A 20,305-nucleotide genomic window follows, 5' to 3' on the forward strand; every position below is an offset into this window, starting at 1 on the left:
TATTCTCCTTTAGTATTCTGGTGACCATTTCTTTTCTTCTATTGCTTTTTTAGCATCTGTAACTTCTGTTAGTTGCTCATCAATAGCTTGTTGAGCAACTCCTAATGCTACCGTCTGTGAAAATTGATCTAATTTTGAAACTGGAGGTAATACTGCTGCTCCTGGTTTACTTGCATCAACAATTCCACCTAGTGAATGAGCAGCCTTACTTATCATTGCATCGCTAAGAATTCTTGAGTTAACAGCTAATGCTCCTAAACCGAGTCCTGGATAAACAAGGGCATTATTTGCTTGTCCGATTTCATATGTTACCCCTTTATATTCTACTGGTTTAGCTGGAATACCTGTTGCTACAAGTGCCTTACCGTCACTCCATTCAATTAAATCTTTTGCAGTTGCTTCTGCCAATTTTGTTGGATTTGATAGTGGAAATATAACAGGACGATCAGTATTGGCTGACATTTCTTCAACAATTTCTTTTGTAAATGTATTTGGTTGAGTTGATGTTCCAACCAAAATTGTTGGATGAATTGCTTTAACTGCAGCTTCTAAAGTTACTAATTCATCAGGATTTTCAAATTCATCTCTACTTCTAGTAAATGGTTTTTGTTCAGGAGTTAATCCTTCAGTGTCGTCAAATAATAGACCTTGTTTATCAACTAAGTAGAAATGTTTTTTTGCTTCTTCTTCACTTAATCCTTCTTGAATCATCTCATCATAAATTCTTTTGACAATTCCTGCACCAGCAGTACCTGCACCAAAACTCATATAAATTTGGTCAGTAAGTTTTTGTCCTGAAATATTCATTGCACCCATAATTCCAGCCAAAGTTATTATTCCAGTTCCTTGAATATCATCATTAAATGTCAATATTTTATCTTTATATTTGTTCAAAATATTAGCAGCATTACTTCTACCAAAATCTTCAAAATGCAAATACATTTTAGGGAATAATTTTTCAGCAGTTTCAACAAAAGTATCAACGAATTTATTGTATCTATCACCATAAACTCTTTCAAAATGATTTCCCATATATAACTTATCATTTAATAATTCTTTATTATTAGTACCAGCATCAAGTACAACTGGTAAAACATTTTCTGGATTTACTCCTGCTGCTGCTGTGTAGACCATCAACTTACCTACGGATATATCTACTCCTTGTAGTCCCCAATCACCAATTCCAAGAATTCCTTCACCATCTGTTACAACGATTAAATCAATCTCTCTTCCTGCAGCTGCATTTTTTAATGACTCTTCAATTTCGTCCATTTTTTCAATTGATAAGAATGCTGCATTTTGTGGGTTAACATATAAGTGACTATAATTTTCAATGGTTTCAGCGATTGTTGGATCGTATACTACTGGCATAAATTCCATTATATGTTGGCTAAACAATTTATAGAATAAAACTCTATTCTCATTAAAAATATTCATCAAGAAAATTCTTTTTTCTAAATCATTTACCTTTGCACTAAATTGTTCATAAGCTTGTTCAACCTGTTGATCTAACGTTTGCACATAATTTGGTAGCATACCATTAATCTGTAAATCTTTTCTTTGTTCTTCAGTAAAGGCAGTACCTTTATTTAAAAATGGATCATTTAATAAGTCTTGTCCTTTTTTCATGATTATCCTCCAAGTTTTTATCGAACTAATCATAGTATTCAATAAAATATATAGTCAAATATGGTATATTTAATAAATAATATTTATAGAGGTTAAAAAATGAATTTAATGGATTTAAGTTATTTTGATAAATTATCTGAGTTAAAAAGTTTTTCAAAAACAGCAAAATACTTTGAAGTTAGTCAACCTACAATCACTTACGCTATAAAAAGACTTGAAAAAGAATTTAACACCCAACTTTTAATCAGAGACAGTAAATCCCATACTGTTGTGTTATCTCCAAATGGCAGTCAATTATTAATTCATATAAAAAAGATCCTTTTTGAAATTGAAGTTTCAAAACAAGATATTATACAATCTAAAATTTCAAAATTAAAAGTTGGACTACCTCCAATAATTACAAATTATTTTTCTAGTTTATTTAATATATTGTTTACTAATAATTTATTAAAAAACATAGAAGGAATCACTGCAGAATCGCAAGTTTTAATGAATGAATTAGTCAATGGAAAAATTGACATTACTCTAATTGGATCATTAGTGCCGATAAATAAAACGAATCTAGAAACAATTTTACTTCGGACTCATAAATTTAAAATAATCAGTGCTAAAGAAAATATTTTAAGCAAAGAAAAAGATATATCTCTTTTTGAAATTAAAGATTTTCCTTTAATATTATTAGACGAAAAATCTGTTCATAATAAAGCAATAACCCGATTAGCATCTTCAATTAATCTAACCTTAAATCCAATATTTAAAACTTCAGACTATAAATTAGCATTAGATTTAATAAAAAATAATCAGGGAATAGGATTTTTCACTGAAACTGCTATAACAAATTCTCTTGATTACAATGTTTATGACATTAAAGAAGCAAGTAATTTAAATTTTTATATTTACCTTGCATATAGAAAAGATAAATTGCTAACATCAGATATGAAAAAATTTATTTCAATGGTTAAAAATGAAAATAATTAGTCATTAATAACCTCTTTCCACACATATTTATACCATTATTTTTTTGAATATCTTGCTTTTAGTATAAAATAATCATTGAATTATTAGCAATCTATTTTATTTTTAAATTTAATTAACTTGCTTAAAGTTATCCACAGGTAAGTCAAAATAATTGACTAATTATTTCACAAACTGATATATTTTATACTTAATCTTTAATAAAGAAGGCAAAATATATGAATGAATTGATGAATGCTGTAGTAATAAATAATTACGGTGACGAGAATAACTTAGAACTTACAAAACTACCTATTCCAAAAATATCCGACAACCAAGTTCTTATTCAAACTAAAGCAACTTCAATAAATCCTATTGATTGGAAATTACGCGAAGGTTATTTAAAACAAATGTTTGATTGGACATTTCCAATTATTCTTGGTTGGGATATATCTGGAGTTATCACAAAAATAGGCGCCAATGTAACAGATTGGCACGTTGGTGATGCTGTTTTCGCACGTCCAGCAACAACTAAGCAAGGTACATATGCGGAATATGTGGCGGTTGATGCGAATCTTTTAGCTCATAAACCTGATAATATTTCATTTGAAGAGGCAGCTGCTGTTCCATTGGCTGGTGAAACTGCTTACCAAGCTTTAATCACTCATGGAAAATTAAAAAAAGGTGAATCAGTACTAATACAAGCAGGATCTGGTGGTGTTGGAACTTACGCAATCCAAATTGCAAAATCTTTGGGTGCTCACGTAACAACTACGACAAGTAGTAAGCATTTTGAACTTGTTAAAGAACTTGGAGCCGATGAAATTATTGATTACAAAAAAGAAAAAATATCGGACAAACTTACAAATATAGACTTAGTAATTGATACTATTGGTGGTAAAACACAAGAAGAATCATTTGATATTTTAAATAGAGATTCCGGAAGACAAATATCAATTGTAGGAAAATCAAAAAATACAGATAATATTATAAAAAATTCCAATATTAAATTTCAGGATATTTGGTTACAACCTAGTGGCAATGATTTACAAAAAATTGCAGCTTTGATGAAAGACGGTAAAGTTAAATCTGTTATTGATACTATAATAGAATTTTCTCGTGATGGATTAGTGAAAGCACATAAACTAAGTGCAACAAATCATTCAGCTGGAAAAATTGTTATTAAATTCTAACAAAAAAGACTAAACAAATTGTTTAGTCTTTTTTGCTTAAAATATTTCTTCAAGTTCATCAGATTTTAATATTTCTATCTCTAAATTATGACGCTTTATGAACCCTTCATTTTCAAGGTTTTTCAATTTTCTTGATATAGTTTCAGGAGTAGTTCCCAAATATGTGGATAGTTCTTTTAGTTTAAATGGAATTTTAACAGTACTTGAATCTTGATCTATACTTAAATCTAATATATAGGTGGCTAGTTTAGCCTCCACACTTTCAGAATTAAATAAATCAACTTGTCGTTCTAAGTTTTCTAATTTTGTAACAAAATCTGTTAGCAGATGACTACTAATTTCAGGGTATTTTATAAGTAAACTTTGAAACTCATTTTTTTGAAGTGTACAAATTGTAGAATCTTTTAGTGCTGTTGCATATAAACTTTGATTTTCGACTCCATATAAAACTTTTTCACCCTCAAAATCTCCAGGTTGCATTACTCTTAACAATTGTTCTTTCCCATTTTTATTTAATTGATAAATTTTAATACTGCCAGATGCAGCTATTATTAATTCATTTTGCTCAAATGGAGAAAAAATTAATGTATTTTTTTTTATTTTTTTATGATGAGTTATAGCAGATATTTTTATTAAGTCCTCTTCAGATAGTTCATTAAAAATTGGTACTATTTCTGCACATATATGTTGTTCCAAAATAACACCTCACCTTAATTAATCTTCATCTATTTCTTCTCTCAGGTCTACAATTGTAATATCATTTAGTCCTTTTAAAATTCTAAATTCACGATTATTATATTCAAGTATATCAATTAACACATGTTTTAAGCCAAATAAATTTTCTTTTTCAGATAACTTTATTGCTCTTGTAATAAACATCGTATTAGTTTGAATATCTTCTGCAATCATATTTATCATTTGTGTATTACTCAAATATTTTGCTTTAGAATCTTCTTTTAACATTGTATATTCTTGAAACTCTTTTGACGTACTAGGTACTAACTCTAATTCATCCAACAATACACTACCGAGTTTATCTTTAAAGGACACTATGTTTAGAATCATTTCATTTAAGTGCTGATTAAACTCTATTTTATTTATACCAACATAATACCATTTAACTTGTTGAATTTTTTGTTCTAATATTTGCAAGTTTGAAACTATATGTCCTGTCATTGCACCAGCAGTAGGTAATTTATGATCAATTTCAGATTGTCTTATTTCTTGTTCATATAATTGATTAATATTTTTCATTTTATCTTTACTCCTTTAACTTCATAACCTAAATTTGAAATTGTATCTATAATTTTTTCTTTGTCTATTTGACTGTCATCAAAATCAACTTTTACTTTGCTTGCATTGAATAAGACTTTAGTTGTATTTACTCCTCCTAATTGACTTACACCTGCTTCAATTTTTTGTAAACATGATGGACATGAAAGCTCATCTAATTGCATTATTATTTTCATATTTTTATCTCCTTAATTAATCTCATTGCATTCATTATTACTAATAAAATACTAAACTCGTGAAATAACATTCCACTTGCCATATTAACTATGCCAAATACTAATCCTACTAGTAATAACACCACTGTTAAAATAGCAATGAATATATTTTGTTTTTCATTCTGTAAAGTTTTTTTACTAATTGCATACGCATATACTAAAGAACTAAGTTTTGAATTCGCTAAAACGATATCTGAAGTTTCCATTGCTACATCAGTACCATTCCCCATAGCAATTCCAATATCTGCTGCTGCTAAGGTAGGACTATCATTTATTCCATCTCCTATAAAAGCAATTTTAGAATTTTTTTGCATTTTTTTGACAAAGTTTAATTTATCTTCTGGCAATAATTCTCCATAGTTTTCATCTGTACCTAATTCTTTAGCAACAAAGTCAACTACTGATTGGTTGTCGCCAGAAAGTATAACTGTTTTTTTTGCACCCAATTTTTTCAAATTTATTAATGCTTTTTTAGCGTCATCTTTTAAAACATCACTTATACCAATTGTCATTTTTAATTCTTTATTCATTGCAATCATTACAGTTGAGGAGCCATGACTTTGAATATTTTTCAAATCAATTAATTGTTCTTCTGATACATTTACTTGATTATTAGTCATCAAGTTTAAATTTCCAATTAATATATTTTCATATATGAGTCCTTGACCTTTAATTGTTTTTACATTTACTTTATTTATTTTTCCGTTGAAATAATCAACAAGTACTTTAGATAACGGATGATCCGACTCATTTTCAATGCTTGAAATAATGTTTTTTTCATCATTTGTTAGTTTTGAATATTCTTTAACCTCACTGACTACCATTTTCCCTTTAGTTAATGTATTAGTTTTATCAAAAGCAAATATTTTTATTTTTGCCATTTGACTTATAGTATCTCCACCTTGAAGCAATACTCCTCTATTTGCTCCATTTCCTATTCCAGCAACAATTGACACTGGAGCACCTATAACTAATGCTCCCGGACACCCTAATACTAAAATTGTAATAGCTAGTTTTATATCTTTACTAATAATAAAAATAATTAAAGCTATTATTAATACAGCTGGAGTATAATATGTCGCAAATTTATCTATAAATTTTTCAGCTGGTGACTTACTATCTTGAGCTTCTTCAACCAATTCGATAATCTTTCCCAAGGTTGTCTCATCACCAATTTTTGTAACTTTTATTTCAACACTTCCATTATCAACAATTGATCCAGCAAATACATCATCTCCTAAAGTTACATTAATGGGCTGTGATTCACCTGTTATTGCTGATTGATTAACACTTGCATCGCCTTTTACTATTTTCCCATCAACAGGTATTTGCCCTCCAGGTTTAACCATGACGACATCATCTAATTTTAAATTATCAATATCAATTTTCTTTATTTCATTATTTGATAATTTTACATAAGCTGTTTTAGGTGCCAAGTTAACAAGTTGTTTAATTGCATTCCTAGTTTTTTTTAAGGTTTTTTGTTCTAAAAATGTACCAAATAAAAACAAAAAAGATACAACGCTTGATTCTTCATACTCTCCTATTAATAATCCTCCAATTATCGCTATACTAACAAGTAAATCAATACTTATAACTTTTACCTTCAAAGCTTCTATAGCCTTAACGAAAATTGGAATTCCACCAATTATTCCACCTATAAGAAGAAATAATTGATTAAAAATCAAACCCGTTATTATAAAAATTCCAGTTAATACCATAAATACATTATTATTTTTATTTATGTATTTAATCATTCTCATCACCTCGTTTCTGTTCAAGAGTATTATCTGACAAGAATAAAAAATAAAAATTGATTTAAATCAAGAAAACAAAAAAATCTCAATAATGTTAAAAACATTATTGAGATTTCTTTTACTTTATTTTTCCTAAGAAATATTTCTTTTTTCCTCTACGAATAATTACGAATTCTCCATTAAATGAATTATTCGGATTAATCACAGCATTTAAATCCGTAATTTTTTCTCCATTTATTCTGATAGCACCATTTGTAATATCTTCTCTTGCTTGTCTTTTTGAAGTATCTACCTTTGCATTTATCAATAAATCAACAATATTTTGTGGATTAGAACTAATCTCATTTGATGGAACTCCAGAAAATGCTTGACGTGCCTCTTTTACTGTTAATTTTTGAATTTCACCCGAGAAAAGAACTTCAGTAATTTTTTCTGCTGACTCTAATCCATCAATTCCATGAACAAATTTTGTAACTTCTGCTGCTAGCTTACGTTGAGCTTCACGTTTTTCAGGGGCTTTTTTTAGTTTTCCTTCAAAAGAAGTTATCTCATCTTGAGTCATAAAAGTGAACAACTTCATATACTTAATAACATCTCTATCATCTTGATTTAACCAAAACTGATAGAATTCATATGGAGATGTCTTTTCTGGATCAAGCCAAACAGCACCACCAGCGGTCTTTCCAAACTTAGTTCCATCTGCCTTCAGAAGTAAAGGAATAGTTAATCCATAAACTTTGGCATCCTGTCCTTCAATTTTATGAATCATATCAATTCCTGCGGTTATATTTCCCCATTGGTCCCCACCGCCAACTTGTAATTGTATATTATGATCCTTATACAATCTGTAGTAATCAACTGATTGTAATATTTGATATGTAAATTCAGTAAATGAAATTCCTGCTTCCAATCTACTTGCAACAACATCTTTAGCTAACATCGTATTAATATTAAATAATTTTCCATAATCACGAAGAAAATCTAATAGAGAAATTTTTGAAAGCCAATCATAATTGTTTACCATAGAAATATTTTCACTATCAAAAATTTTTTTTGCTTGACTACTTAATGAATCAACATTGTGTTGAACCTGTTCCATTGTTTGTAACTGTCGTTCCGTTTTTCTACCTGAAGGATCTCCAATGCTTCCGGTTCCTCCACCAATAACTATATACGGATGATGTCCCATTAGCTCAAATCTTTTCATCATCATAAAGGGAAGCAAATGACCAATATGCATGCTATCGCCTGTTGGATCAACTCCGCAATATAGAGAAATCTTATTTTCTGAAACTAACTCCTCTAGTCCTTCTTCGTCAGTTTGTTGATTAATTGCTCCACGCCATCTTAATTCTTCTAATATATTCATAAATATTATTTCCTTTCCATAAAAAAAGCCCTGTTAAAAAATAACAGGGACGACTTAATATCGCGGTACCACCCAAATTCAGAAAGTCTACGCTTACTGCTCTTTATTATTTAAATTTAAGTAGTTCAATTTATTAACCTGCTTAGCTTACACCAACCGCTAATTCTCTTAACATCTGAGTTAATAAATCTACACGTCTACCACAAGATTACATAATTAGTTACTTAGTGTCAATAAAAATCACATTTTATCTTCTATCCATTTCCAAACTTCTTCTTTTCCATACTTTGTTTCAGAACTAAACATTTGCAAAGTATCTTCGGGATCTAGATCTAATGCTTTTTTTATTTTTGCTTCACTTTTATTCCACTGATTTCCTTTAACTTTATCCATTTTGGTAGCGACTATTAGTACCGGCAAGTTATAGTATTTAACAAAATCATACATTGAAACATCATCTTCACTCGGGTCGTGACGTCCATCAACTAAGATTATTACGCCTTTAAGAGGCTTTCTTGTAGTCAGGTATTCCTCAATCATTACACCAAATTCTTCGCGTTGTTTTTTTGAAACTTTTGCATAACCATAACCTGGCACATCAACCAAATATAATAAATCTTCAATATTATAAAAATTTAAAGTTTGTGTTTTCCCAGGCTTACTTGATGTTCTTGCAAAACTATTTCGATTTATTAGCGTATTAATTAAAGATGACTTACCAACATTAGAACGACCTGCTAAAGCTATCTCTGGGTAGCCTTCTTTTGGATATTGCGCAGAACTGACTGCACTTAAATTCATAGATACATTATTTACTTTCATACATAAGCTCCTTAATGTTCTATATTTTACCATAAAAAAAGGCACCTTCAGAAGATGCACTTTTAAAGTTACTTAAATTTTACAGCAGTTCCATATGCTGCAACAGATTGCATATCGGTACCAATTGAGCCTGAATCAAATCTCATCATGACAACTGCATCAGCTCCCATTTCAGAAGCGTTTTTTCTTAACCGATCTATTGAGATATCACGAGATTCAGTCATCATTTCAGTATATGCTTTAATTTCACCACCAACTACATTTTTAAATGAAGCTCCAATATTTTTAAAAACATTTTTTGATTGCGTTGTTAATCCAAATACTTCTCCAATAATTTCATATTCTCTACCGGGTATTTTTTCAGTAGTTGTAACTAAAATTTCGTCTGCCATAATACATCCCCTTAAAATAATTTTACCTAATTATACATCATAAAAACTCCTCTTTAAATGAAAACGATATCATTTTTATATTGTTAATCATTTAACAAAGTGATACATTTACAATGTAATATTTTTTAAGGGGGTTATATTTATGAAGGTAAGTATTATTGGATGTACACATGCAGGAACATTTTCCGCACAACAAATTTTAACAGAGCATCCAGATTGGGAAGTTACAGTTTTTGAAAGAAATGACAACTTATCCTTTCTATCATGCGGTATCGCACTTTGGGTAAGTAATCGTGTTTCTGATCCAAATAAAATGTTTTATTCAAGCCCAGAAGATTTAGCAAAACTTGGTGCCAATATGAAAATGAAACATGATGTTTTGGATATTGACCTAGATAACAAAAAACTTAAAGTTAAGGATTTAATAAATAACAAAGAATTTATTCAAGACTATGATAAATTAGTAATTACAACGGGATCAGCTCCTGTTATTCCTAATATTGAAGGTATTGACGGTGAGAATGTATTTTTATGTAAAAATTGGTCTCATGCTAATGAATTAAAGAACAAAACTGATATAAAAAGTGCAATTGTAATTGGTGCAGGATATATAGGTGCAGAACTTGCTGAAGGCTACTCTACTCTTGGCAAAAAAGTTACTTTAATCGATGCATTACCTCATGTACTAGGAAAAAATTTCGATGAAAATATTTCAGAAGTAGCAGAAAAAGATTTTATTGATCACGATGTATCTTTGGCATTAAATGAAAAAGTTACAAAGTTTATCTCTAATCCAGATAACACAGTTACAGTTGTAACAAATAAAAATGAGTATACTGCTGATATTGCTGTATTATGTATTGGATTTAGACCAAACACTGATTTATTTAAAGGTAAAATTGATATGATTGATAATGGTGCAATCATAGTTGATAAATATATGCATACTAGTAGACCTGATGTTTTTGCAGCTGGAGATTCAGCAACTGTATTTTACAATCCAACTCAAAAAAATGATTATATACCACTTGCAACTAACGCTGTTCGACAAGGAATTTTGGTTGGAAAAAATATAGAAAAAAATACGCTTGCTTATCTTGGTACTCAATCTACTTCGGCAGTTGAACTATTTAGTAGAAGCTATGCAGGTAGTGGATTAACAAAAAATGGTGCACAATCTAGAAATTTTGAAGTTGATTCAATTTCATTTGAAGATAATTACAGACCTGAATTCATGGTATCAACCACACCTGTTTTAATGAATTTAACATGGGACCCTGAGTCACACGTTGTTTTAGGTGGTTCTTTAACAAGTAAGTACGATATCTCACAATCAGCAAATGTCTTATCGCTAGCAATTCAAAATAAAATGACTATTGAAGAATTATCAATGGTAGATTTTTTGTTCCAACCTAATTTTGATAAGCCAATAAATTATATAGCACAAATTGCTGGTGCAGCCGTAGCACAAGCTAACAAATAGTTATAAACAAAAAAAGAATCCGAAATGGATTCTTTTTTTACGATAAACTATTTTTTAAGCTTCATATTTTTTCAAAGTTTCATTAAAATCAATTAATCCTTCTGCTTGATAATTCTTAACAAATTCAGGATCATTTAATCTTAATTGTTCTACTGGTAATGGACGTGCATTTTCAATATCAACATCAATAACCACAGGTTCTTTGATATTTTCTATATTATCAAAGGCTTCTTTTAATTCATCTATATTGGTTACCTTTACTCCTTTTGCCCCCATTGCCTCAGCAGCTTTTGCAAAATCAGATTTCAATAAATCAACACCTGAATGAGGTTGTTTGGTATCATCTTGTTCAGCTTCGATAAATCCTAACGAACCGTTATTTAAAACAACATTAATTATTGGTAAATGATATTTAACTTGCGTCATAACATCTTGCATTACCATTGAGAATCCACCATCACCACTTATAGACCAACTTTGTCTATTTGGGTATTTAACTTGTGTTGCAATGGCTCCAGGTAAAGCGTTACCCATTGATGCATACCATGCAGAAGTTTGAAAGTCTTGCGTTGGTTTCATATTTAAGAATCTAATTCCATCAATAGTTACGTTTCCCACATCTATATGGAATATTGCATCATCTGCTGCATGTTCATTTATTTCCTTGAAAATTGGTTCAACACGTAATGGACTTTGAGTTGAATTTTCCTTGCTTTGAACCCATTCTACCCAATTTTTCTTATTTTCAACTGCTGCTTTATAGAAATTAGTCTTTTCAGTAACAAGCTCACTTCTATCAATTAAAGATTGGATTGCAACTTTTGAGTCTGCCAAAATTGCTACATCAGTATTGTGACGATGTCCAAATTTACTTGAGTCAATATCAATTTGTATAAACTTAGCATCAGGTTTGAAGAAGAATTGACCAAATTCATAATTACTACCAATAAATAGAATCAAGTCTGCGGCTCTTGCCAAATCAACACCAGGTTTTGTAGCAACTCTACCAGCAGAAACCATATATGCAGGATCTGTATCATCAACAACAGCTTTTGCAAGTGCACTAGACATCATTGGAATACTTAATTTATCAGATAATTCTTTTAGTTCTTTTCCTGCATGTTTTGCACCTTGTCCAAAGTAAATAATTGGTCTTTTAGCTTCTTTTATTAAATCTAATGCTTTATCGATATCCTCATTAATTGGTAGTGGATAATTTCCTACTTTAAATAAATTAGCAGTAGCTTTAAAAGTATCAGGAATCTGTTCCCATCCGATACTTGTAGGAATTGTAACTACAGCAACTCCACTATATTTGTAAGCTTGTTTAATTGCTTGATCTACAACATGTGGTAATGATTCAGCTGTCATAACAGTACGATTATAGATCGCAACATCTTCAAACATTGGATTTTCATTTAATTCTTGGAAAAAGTCAGTATTCATTGCTGAAGTTCCTACTTGTCCAATAATTGCCAATACAGGAACATTATCATGCTTAGCATCATATAATCCATTTAATAAGTGAACAGCACCAGGTCCAGCAGAAGCAAAAGCAGCGGCAATTTTACCGGTTATTTTTGCTTCTCCTGAAGCTGCCAAAGATCCAACTTCTTCATGACGAACTTGAATATATTTCATCGTATCTTTTCTATTGTATAAAGCATTCATTGTAGAATCGATTGATCCACCAGGTAGACCATATATATGGTCAATTCCCCAATCTTCCATAACTTTTATCATTGCATCTGAAGCATTTATCATATCTGCCATTATCTTTTACCTTCTTTTTTGATGATGTGATAATGGTAACCCTTTCATTATTTTTTTTCAAAATATTTTACTCGAAAAAAAAAGACGCTTACGCGTCTTTAAGCAACCTTTCCATTTTTCAAAAGTAATTCAGGTTTATTTACTTTTAATACTGAATCTTTAGTAATTACTACTTTTTTGACATCTTTTCTACTTGGAATTTCAAACATAGTATCAAGCATTGTTTCTTCAACAATTGCGCGAAGTCCGCGAGCACCAGTATTACGTTCAATTGCAATTTTAGCTATCTGTTCCAATGCATCTTCTTTAAATTCAAGTTCAACATCATCAAGGGCTAATAATTCTTGATATTGCTTTACAAGTGCATTTTTAGGTTTAGTAAGAATAGAAACTAAATCATTTTCAGTTAGTTTTTCTAACGCAGTAATAATTGGAACACGACCAATAAACTCTGGAATTATACCAAATTTCATTAAATCCTCCGGAATTATTTGTTGCATTAAACTCTCTTCGTCTTCAAGATCAACTTCTGATGATACAGAGCCAAACCCAATTGTTCTTTCGCCTAAACGATTTTTAACAATTTCTTCAATTCCATCAAAAGCACCACCAATAATAAATAATATATTAGTAGTATCAATCTGAATTAATTCTTGTTGTGGATGTTTTCTTCCACCTTGAGGTGGAACACTCGCAATAGTTCCTTCAAGAATTTTTAGAAGTGCTTGTTGTACACCTTCTCCTGAAACATCACGCGTTATGGATACATTCTCACTTTTTTTAGCAATCTTATCAATTTCATCTATATATATGATTCCGCGTTCAGCACGTTCAACATCATAATCAGCATTTTGAAGTAATTTTAACAAGATATTTTCAACATCTTCTCCAACATAACCAGCTTCAGTTAGTGTTGTAGCATCTGCTATTGCAAAAGGAACATCCAATATTCTTGCCAATGTTTGAGCAAGAAATGTCTTTCCTGATCCTGTAGATCCAATCATAGCAATATTACTTTTTTGTAACTCTGTATCGCCTTCTTTTGACTCATTCATCTTATTTACACGTTTGTAATGGTTATATACTGCAACAGATAATGCTCTTTTAGCAGCTGATTGTCCTATTACATAATCATTTAAAATTTTATTTATTTCTGTTGGTTTTGGAATATCTTCAAGTACATTATTAACAGTTGTTTCATGTGCTAATTCTTCTTCTATAATCTCTTTACATAAATCAATACATTCATTACAAATATATACACCAGGACCGGCAACAATTTTTTTAACCTGATCTTGAGTTTTACCACAGAACGAACATTTTATTGATCCACTTGCTTCAGTTGTTTCCAAAATTAAAATCCTCCTTTTAACTTGGCGCAGGATAGTCTATCAAAATTCTTAAATTACGTAAAGAATTTTGATTTTAACAAAAAAAGAGCTCTAAAAGAGCACTTTTAAAAAGTATTATTTTTCAACTGCTGAATCAACAATTATATCCATAGCTTTTTTAATGGCAACATCGTGTTTAACCATGTCATCTGTAAGAGCTTGACGAACAACGCTTTCTTCCATGTTGTATTGTTCAGCTAGTGATTTAATCTCTGCGTCTACATCTTTTTTAGTTGGTTTAATTTTTTCTGCAGCAACAACTGCTTCAAGAACTAAATCAGTCTTAACTCTTGTATCTGCATCTTTTTTAAATTGTTCTCTTAAATCATCTTCTGTAGTTCCTGTTAATTGGAAATACATTTGTGGATTCATACCTTGTGATTGAATAGTATTCATGTATTGATTCATCTGATTATCTACTTCAGTATTAATCATAGCTTCGGGAATATCATCAATTTTGGCATTTTTAACAGCTTTTTCAGTAGCAGCTTCTTGAATTGCAGCTTGAGCTTCTGATTCTTTTTGTTTCTTCAAATCAGCTTTAATTTTGTCTCTTAATTCATCAAGAGTCTCTACACTATCATCAACATCTTTAGCAAATTCATCATCTAATTTTGGAAGTTGTTTTTCCTTAACTTCATGAATTGTTGTTGCAAATTCTGCAGCTTTACCTGCTAAATCTTTAGCATGATATTCTTCTGGGAATGTAACTTTAACAACAACATCTTCACCAGCTTTATGTCCAACTAATTGTTCTTCAAAACCGGGAATAAATGAATTTGAACCAAGTTCTAATGAGTAGTTCTTAGCAGAACCGCCATCAAATTCTTTTTCACCAACTGTTCCAACGTAATCAATAACAACTGTATCGCCATCTTTTGCAGCTGCATCTTCTTTAAGAACTAATTCAGCTTGTTGTTGGCGTTTGTTTTCAATTTCTTCTTCTACAGCTTTTTTTGTAACAGTACGTTTTTGTTTTGGAACTTCTAATCCTTTGTAGTCGCCTAATGTTACTTCTGGTTTAACAGTAACAAGAGCTTTTAAAATCCATGGTTCTGTTTCTGATAATGAGTCAACATCTATCTTAGGTTGATCAACTGGCTCAATTTTTGTATCTTCAATAGCCTTGTTGTATGCTTCAGGCAATACAGCATTTAAAGCTTCTTCATAAAGAGCTGATTCTCCATACATTTTATTAAAAATTTGTCTTGGCATTTTGCCTTTACGGAATCCAGGAACATTAAGATTTTTTCTAACCTTTTTAAATGCTACATCTAGTCCCTTATTAATTGTATCTCTATCAATTTCGAAAGTTAATTCTCCATCAGTTTTACCTTTTTTTGTCCACTTAGCTTTTGAAGCCATTGAAATCCCTCCGGTTATATATCAATTCTGTAAATCTCATACTTATTAATTCTACCCTAAATGTATATGGTTGTAAATATTTCACCGTTTATTTATTTGATAAAACAAAAAAACTCAAGACAATGTCTTGAGTTTTTTGGATAAACTTATGTTAGTCCAAGATTTCTGTAACAGAACCAGCACCAACAGTACGTCCACCTTCACGAACAGTGAATTTTGTACCTTTTTCGATAGCAACTGGAGCAATCAAGTCAACTTCAAAAGTAACTTGGTCACCAGGCATAACCATTTCTACACCAGATGGTAGTTCGATAACACCTGTAACATCAGTTGTATGGAAGTAGAATTGAGGACGGTAGTTTGAGAAGAATGGAGTATGACGTCCACCTTCATCTTTTGACATGATATAAACTTCACTCTTGAATTTAGTGTGAGTTTGAATTGAACCTGGAGCAGCTAGAACTTGTCCACGTTCGATTTGATCACGGTCAACACCACGTAGAAGAGCACCGATATTGTCTCCAGCTTCACCTGAATCCAATGTCTTACGGAACATTTCTAGTCCTGTAACTGTTGTCTTTTGAATTTCTTCTTTCAAACCAATGATTTCAACTTCATCACCAACAGTAACTGTACCACGGTCAATACGACCTGAAGCAACTGTACCACGACCAGTGATTGTAAATACATCTTCAACAGGCATCAAGAATGGCTTGTCTGTATCACGTTCTGGTGTTGGAATATATTCATCAACGATATCTAGAAGTTTTTGAACATTAGCAACTTGTTCAGCATCACCTTCAAGAGCTTTTAGAGCTGAACCACGTACTACAGGAATATCATCACCAGGGTAATCATATTCTGATAGTAATTCACGAACTTCCATTTCAACTAGGTCAACTAATTCGTCATCATCAACCAAGTCAGTTTTGTTCAAGAATACTACGATGTAGTCAACACCAACTTGACGAGCAAGTAGGATATGTTCACGTGTTTGTGGCATAGGACCATCAGTAGCAGCAACAACAAGGATGGCACCATCCATTTGTGCAGCACCAGTGATCATGTTCTTAACGTAATCAGCATGTCCTGGAGCATCAATATGTGCATAGTGACGTGCTTTTGTTTCATATTCAACGTGAGCTGTATTAATTGTAATACCACGTTCTTTTTCTTCTGGAGCAGCATCGATATTAGCGTAGTCTTGGGCTTGAGCCAAGCCTTGGTCAGCTAATACTTTAGTGATTGCTGCTGTCAAAGTTGTTTTACCATGGTCAACGTGACCAATTGTCCCAATATTTACATGGGGTTTTGTTCTCTCATAATGTTCTTTTTCAGCCATTAAAAGATTCCTCCTAATTATGCTTTCGTAAGAATTCTACTGCAAAAATAAAAAGAGTCTTGCAGCTCACTCTTCAATGCTTGATTATACTACTTTTAGGTTTTTATGCAATAAAATTACCTAAAAATATACTCTTAGAATTATACGGTCGTATATGATAAAAGTAAATAAGTTTATTTGATTTTTTTAAATTATTCATTAAAGTTGTTTAATAATTTTTCAAATTTATCTAACCATTTTTCAATCATCTCACCGTTTTGAGTGAGCTTTATATCTTTTTTTTCATATTTATTTAAATAAATATCAATCCATTCATTAGGATAAGTTACTATCTGATCTATGAAAGGATGAAGCATTGAAATATAAAGTGAAAACTCATTTAACAATAGATTATATTCAACATCACTGTATGTTTCTAGTTTCTTTTTTAATAGTTCTTTAATCTCAATATATTTTTTTGATACAAATAGCGACTTTAAACTTGATGGATTAAATTTTTTTAACTCTCCAAAAAAACTAATTGTATATTCTTTATTAATTTTTAATTTAATTAAATTCTCCGTGATTTCGTTTTTTAAAAGTGGATGTAAATATGGATTTAATAATAAATTTTCTGAAATTTTTAAATAATTATTTAATGGTAAATGTTTCATATCTCTTATTTTTGAAGCTTGTATTCCAATTGGCATTATTACTAAAGACATTAAATCTTTTTCTTGATTTTTTATTTCTAATAAATTATTTTTTTGATACTCAATTTCAGCATTTCTAACCTTATTTATTATTTCTTTATTATTTTTTATTAAATTAAGAAGTTGGTTAGCTTGTAAAAATTCTTTAGCTCCAATAAAAATATCAAATAATAAATTCATATCTTCTTCATTATTTAAATATTCATCTAAAAAAAGTGAACTTTGTTCAACTGCATCATCAAATTTTCCAATTTTAAATAAACTAATTACTATTTTTTTATTAATTGCAAAATCATTTTTTATTAATGATGCTTGTCCAAAAAAGTAAATTGCTTCTTTCCAATTATGTTTTTCAAATGCTTCATTGCCCTGTTTTACTAGATTATTTTTTTCGTTATTATCCATCATTTTTCCATCTTTCAAATAATTAAAAAGACCGGCGTATAGCCGATCTATTTGCGTGTACGATGTCGATTTTGATTAACTTCCATTACAATTGGCAAAATCATCGGATGACGTCTAGTTTGTTCATATAAGTATTTATTCAGGTCTTCTCTCACATCTTGCTTTAAATTTGCCCAGTCAAATTCTTTATTTTCCAAATTGTTTTCAATAGCTTTTGTAATCACATCAATACTATCATTAAGCAATTCTCTATTATCTCTCATATAAATGAATCCGCGAGCATTTACTTTAGGCCTAGCTACTATTTTTTTCTTCTTTCGATCAATTGTAACTACAGCAATAAATACACCGTCTTCTGCAAGCATTTGACGATCCCTTAATACAATTGAGCCAATGTCTCCAACACCAATTCCATCAATCATTGTGTCCCCAGCTTCAATAGCCTTTCCAAAATGAAACTGTCCATTATGATACTCAAGAACGTCACCTTTTTGAGTCATAAAAATATTTTTATAAGAAATACCTGTTTCATTTGCTAAATTACCGTGGTTATCTAGTAATCTATATTCTCCTTGAATAGGTATTATATTTTCAGGCCTTAATAAATTAATCATCAATTGTAAATCAGTTTTATTTGCATGACCAGATGGATGGTATCCATCACTTACTGTTTTTACCTCAGCATTAGCTCGATAAATCATATCACGAGTTTTTGCTACTATAGTTTCCATTGCATAGGTTGGAGTAGTTGCAATAAAAACTAAATCACCTTCTAAAATTTTAAAAGGTCCACGTTTAGCATTAGCCATGCGTTGAAGTAATTTAATTGGCTCGCCCATTCGACCTGTTTCAATTAAAACTATTTGCTCTGGATCAAAATCTTTAAGGCTTCTTTCACTAATTAAGACATCATCAGGTACTTTTAGATATCCAAGCTTCATAGCCGTTCTTACGATTTTTTCTGCATCTTTACCTGCTATAGCCACTTTTCTTTTTAAAGCAGCTGACGCATCAATAATTTGCTGCATTCTTTGTATATTTGAAGCAACACTAGCGACAACTATTCTTCCGGTATGATATTTAAAAGTATCTAAAATATATTCTGCAATATCTCTTTCGTTTGAATTTTCATAAAGAGAATCTGCATTTGCTGAGTCACTCAGTAATGCCAGAACTTTTTCTTTGCCAATATCTGCAATACGTCCGAAATCCGTTTGATACATTGGTATGGCAGCTTGATCAAACTTAAAATCACCCGTATAAACTATCTGACCTTCTGGAGTTTTGACAACAATACCTAATGAATCTGGAATAGAATGTGTGGTTTTGAAAAAAGATACTGACGCATTTTCAAAATCAATTGCAGTATTTTCATCAATTTCATGAAATTCTTTAAATCCTCTACTCTTTTTATCACCTTGAGTAGTTATTTTTGCTAAAGCTATTGTTAGCTTAGAACCAAACACAGGAATATCATAATCAGATACTATATAAGGAAGAGCTCCAATTGCATCAGCATGACCGTGTGTTAGGAAAATTCCAACAATTCTATCAATATTTTCTTTTATGTAAGTTAAATCGGGTACAACAACATCAATACCTAATAATTCATTATCTGGATACTTCAAACCAGCATCCAAGATAAAAATTTCATCTCCTACTTCGACAGCGTACATATTTTTTCCATTTTCACGCACTCCGCCTAAGAGGATAATTTTAATATTATCCATGTAAAAACCTCTTTAATATTTTTTGTAGAATTTTTTTATAAAAAAATTTTTTGTCTTAATTAGACAACTTGTCTACACCTATAGAGAATTTTATCACACTTACTATTTACATAAAAGAAAGCAAACAAAAAAACTCGCTTTCGCGAGTTCTAATCTTAACGACGTAGTCCTAAAGATTTAATTAGATTACGGTAACGAGTAACATCTTTGTTTCTTAAGTAAGCAAGTAAGTTACGACGATGACCAATCTTTTTCAACAAACCAACATATGAATGATGGTCTTGCTTATGAATGCTCAAATGTTCATTTAATGCATTAATGTCTGCAGTCAATACAGCAATTTGAACTTCTGGAGAACCAGTATCTCCTTCTTTTGTAGCATATTTTTTAATGATTTCGTTCTTTTGTTCTTTTGAAATAGCCATTTCAATTTCCACCTTTTTATTAAATATATAAACCAAATACTAAGTAAGCGTCGGTGAAAACAACAAACTGAGTAT

At 30.6% G+C, this 20,305-nt stretch carries 18 protein-coding genes; 3 read left to right on the plus strand and 15 right to left on the minus strand.

All coding sequences use genetic code 11. The annotated features are described in order from the left end of the window. Positions 1-9: 9 nt before the first annotated feature. Positions 10-1,629, minus strand: coding sequence for a malolactic enzyme (locus ACUV9F_RS04095; protein WP_446183095.1), 1,620 nt, complete (start codon positions 1,627-1,629; stop codon positions 10-12). A gap of 99 nt (positions 1,630-1,728) precedes the next feature. Between ACUV9F_RS04095 and ACUV9F_RS04100 the strand changes: the two genes are divergently transcribed. Both ACUV9F_RS04100 and ACUV9F_RS04105 read left to right on the plus strand, forming a co-directional pair. Then, on the plus strand, positions 1,729-2,607 hold the full coding sequence (locus ACUV9F_RS04100) for a LysR family transcriptional regulator (RefSeq protein WP_446183096.1): 879 nt from the start codon (positions 1,729-1,731) through the stop codon (positions 2,605-2,607). A gap of 227 nt (positions 2,608-2,834) precedes the next feature. Further along, complete coding sequence (locus tag ACUV9F_RS04105) at positions 2,835-3,776, plus strand: NADP-dependent oxidoreductase (protein WP_446184353.1); 942 nt, start codon at positions 2,835-2,837, stop codon at positions 3,774-3,776. Positions 3,777-3,812: 36 nt separating this feature from the next. Here ACUV9F_RS04105 and ACUV9F_RS04110 read toward each other — a convergent pair whose 3' ends face one another. The 7 genes from ACUV9F_RS04110 to ACUV9F_RS04140 form a co-directional block, all read right to left on the minus strand. Continuing rightward, positions 3,813-4,472: a Crp/Fnr family transcriptional regulator gene (locus tag ACUV9F_RS04110; protein WP_446183097.1), complete on the minus strand. Its 660-nt coding sequence runs from the start codon at positions 4,470-4,472 to the stop codon at positions 3,813-3,815. A gap of 18 nt (positions 4,473-4,490) precedes the next feature. Next, entirely contained in the window at positions 4,491-5,030 is a 540-nt protein-coding gene (locus ACUV9F_RS04115) for a ferritin family protein (protein WP_446183098.1), read from the minus strand. Continuing rightward, complete coding sequence (locus ACUV9F_RS04120; protein WP_446183099.1) at positions 5,027-5,245, minus strand: heavy-metal-associated domain-containing protein; 219 nt, start codon at positions 5,243-5,245, stop codon at positions 5,027-5,029. Before ACUV9F_RS04120 ends, ACUV9F_RS04115 begins: the two co-directional genes overlap by 4 nt. After that, complete coding sequence (locus tag ACUV9F_RS04125; protein ID WP_446183100.1) at positions 5,242-7,041, minus strand: heavy metal translocating P-type ATPase; 1,800 nt, start codon at positions 7,039-7,041, stop codon at positions 5,242-5,244. The genes ACUV9F_RS04120 and ACUV9F_RS04125 overlap by 4 nt, the downstream gene beginning before the upstream one ends. Positions 7,042-7,159: 118 nt before the next feature. Beyond that, entirely contained in the window at positions 7,160-8,410 is a 1,251-nt protein-coding gene (gene tyrS / locus ACUV9F_RS04130; protein ID WP_446183101.1) for a tyrosine--tRNA ligase, read from the minus strand. Between the two features lie 240 nt (positions 8,411-8,650). Further along, positions 8,651-9,232 (minus strand): ribosome biogenesis GTP-binding protein YihA/YsxC, encoded by a 582-nt coding sequence (yihA, locus tag ACUV9F_RS04135; RefSeq protein WP_446183102.1) that lies wholly within the window; start codon positions 9,230-9,232, stop codon positions 8,651-8,653. A 68-nt stretch (positions 9,233-9,300) separates the two neighbouring features. After that, positions 9,301-9,624, minus strand: a complete 324-nt coding sequence (locus ACUV9F_RS04140) for a heavy metal-binding domain-containing protein (protein ID WP_446183103.1) — start codon at positions 9,622-9,624, stop codon at positions 9,301-9,303. Between the two features lie 142 nt (positions 9,625-9,766). Here ACUV9F_RS04140 and ACUV9F_RS04145 point away from each other — a divergent pair, with 142 nt between their 5' ends. Next, on the plus strand, positions 9,767-11,107 hold the full coding sequence (locus ACUV9F_RS04145) for an FAD-dependent oxidoreductase (protein ID WP_446183104.1): 1,341 nt from the start codon (positions 9,767-9,769) through the stop codon (positions 11,105-11,107). Positions 11,108-11,161: 54 nt separating this feature from the next. Here ACUV9F_RS04145 and spxB read toward each other — a convergent pair whose 3' ends face one another. The 7 genes from spxB to rpsO form a co-directional block, all read right to left on the minus strand. Next, positions 11,162-12,880 (minus strand): pyruvate oxidase, encoded by a 1,719-nt coding sequence (gene spxB, locus ACUV9F_RS04150; RefSeq protein ID WP_446183105.1) that lies wholly within the window; start codon positions 12,878-12,880, stop codon positions 11,162-11,164. Positions 12,881-12,978: 98 nt separating this feature from the next. Next, positions 12,979-14,235, minus strand: a complete 1,257-nt coding sequence (gene clpX, locus ACUV9F_RS04155; RefSeq protein ID WP_446184354.1) for an ATP-dependent Clp protease ATP-binding subunit ClpX — start codon at positions 14,233-14,235, stop codon at positions 12,979-12,981. 111 nt (positions 14,236-14,346) lie between these two features. After that, positions 14,347-15,636, minus strand: coding sequence for a trigger factor (tig, locus tag ACUV9F_RS04160; RefSeq protein ID WP_446183106.1), 1,290 nt, complete (start codon positions 15,634-15,636; stop codon positions 14,347-14,349). Positions 15,637-15,787: 151 nt separating this feature from the next. Then, positions 15,788-16,978: an elongation factor Tu gene (gene tuf, locus ACUV9F_RS04165; RefSeq protein ID WP_446183107.1), complete on the minus strand. Its 1,191-nt coding sequence runs from the start codon at positions 16,976-16,978 to the stop codon at positions 15,788-15,790. 191 nt (positions 16,979-17,169) lie between these two features. Then, entirely contained in the window at positions 17,170-18,075 is a 906-nt protein-coding gene (locus ACUV9F_RS04170; protein ID WP_446183108.1) for a hypothetical protein, read from the minus strand. Positions 18,076-18,122: 47 nt separating this feature from the next. Beyond that, entirely contained in the window at positions 18,123-19,805 is a 1,683-nt protein-coding gene (locus tag ACUV9F_RS04175; RefSeq protein WP_446183109.1) for a ribonuclease J, read from the minus strand. 155 nt (positions 19,806-19,960) lie between these two features. Further along, entirely contained in the window at positions 19,961-20,230 is a 270-nt protein-coding gene (rpsO, locus tag ACUV9F_RS04180) for a 30S ribosomal protein S15 (RefSeq protein WP_446183110.1), read from the minus strand. Positions 20,231-20,305 lie beyond the last annotated feature (75 nt).

It is taken from the genome of Daquilactobacillus linshuiensis (assembly GCF_052828685.1).

Excerpts from the sequence above, each read along its gene's own strand:
- ACUV9F_RS04095 (WP_446183095.1), bottom strand. The coding sequence starts at position 1,629 with ATGAAAAAAGGACAAGACTTATTAAATGATCCATTTTTAAATAAAGGT.
- ACUV9F_RS04100 (WP_446183096.1), top strand. The coding sequence starts at position 1,729 with ATGAATTTAATGGATTTAAGTTATTTTGATAAATTATCTGAGTTAAAA.
- ACUV9F_RS04105 (WP_446184353.1), top strand. The coding sequence starts at position 2,835 with ATGAATGCTGTAGTAATAAATAATTACGGTGACGAGAATAACTTAGAA.
- ACUV9F_RS04115 (WP_446183098.1), bottom strand. The coding sequence starts at position 5,030 with ATGAAAAATATTAATCAATTATATGAACAAGAAATAAGACAATCTGAA.
- ACUV9F_RS04120 (WP_446183099.1), bottom strand. The coding sequence starts at position 5,245 with ATGAAAATAATAATGCAATTAGATGAGCTTTCATGTCCATCATGTTTA.
- ACUV9F_RS04125 (WP_446183100.1), bottom strand. The coding sequence starts at position 7,041 with ATGATTAAATACATAAATAAAAATAATAATGTATTTATGGTATTAACT.
- tyrS (WP_446183101.1), bottom strand. The coding sequence starts at position 8,410 with ATGAATATATTAGAAGAATTAAGATGGCGTGGAGCAATTAATCAACAA.
- yihA (WP_446183102.1), bottom strand. The coding sequence starts at position 9,232 with ATGAAAGTAAATAATGTATCTATGAATTTAAGTGCAGTCAGTTCTGCG.
- ACUV9F_RS04140 (WP_446183103.1), bottom strand. The coding sequence starts at position 9,624 with ATGGCAGACGAAATTTTAGTTACAACTACTGAAAAAATACCCGGTAGA.
- ACUV9F_RS04145 (WP_446183104.1), top strand. The coding sequence starts at position 9,767 with ATGAAGGTAAGTATTATTGGATGTACACATGCAGGAACATTTTCCGCA.
- spxB (WP_446183105.1), bottom strand. The coding sequence starts at position 12,880 with ATGGCAGATATGATAAATGCTTCAGATGCAATGATAAAAGTTATGGAA.
- tig (WP_446183106.1), bottom strand. The coding sequence starts at position 15,636 with ATGGCTTCAAAAGCTAAGTGGACAAAAAAAGGTAAAACTGATGGAGAA.
- tuf (WP_446183107.1), bottom strand. The coding sequence starts at position 16,978 with ATGGCTGAAAAAGAACATTATGAGAGAACAAAACCCCATGTAAATATT.
- ACUV9F_RS04170 (WP_446183108.1), bottom strand. The coding sequence starts at position 18,075 with ATGGATAATAACGAAAAAAATAATCTAGTAAAACAGGGCAATGAAGCA.
- ACUV9F_RS04175 (WP_446183109.1), bottom strand. The coding sequence starts at position 19,805 with ATGGATAATATTAAAATTATCCTCTTAGGCGGAGTGCGTGAAAATGGA.
- rpsO (WP_446183110.1), bottom strand. The coding sequence starts at position 20,230 with ATGGCTATTTCAAAAGAACAAAAGAACGAAATCATTAAAAAATATGCT.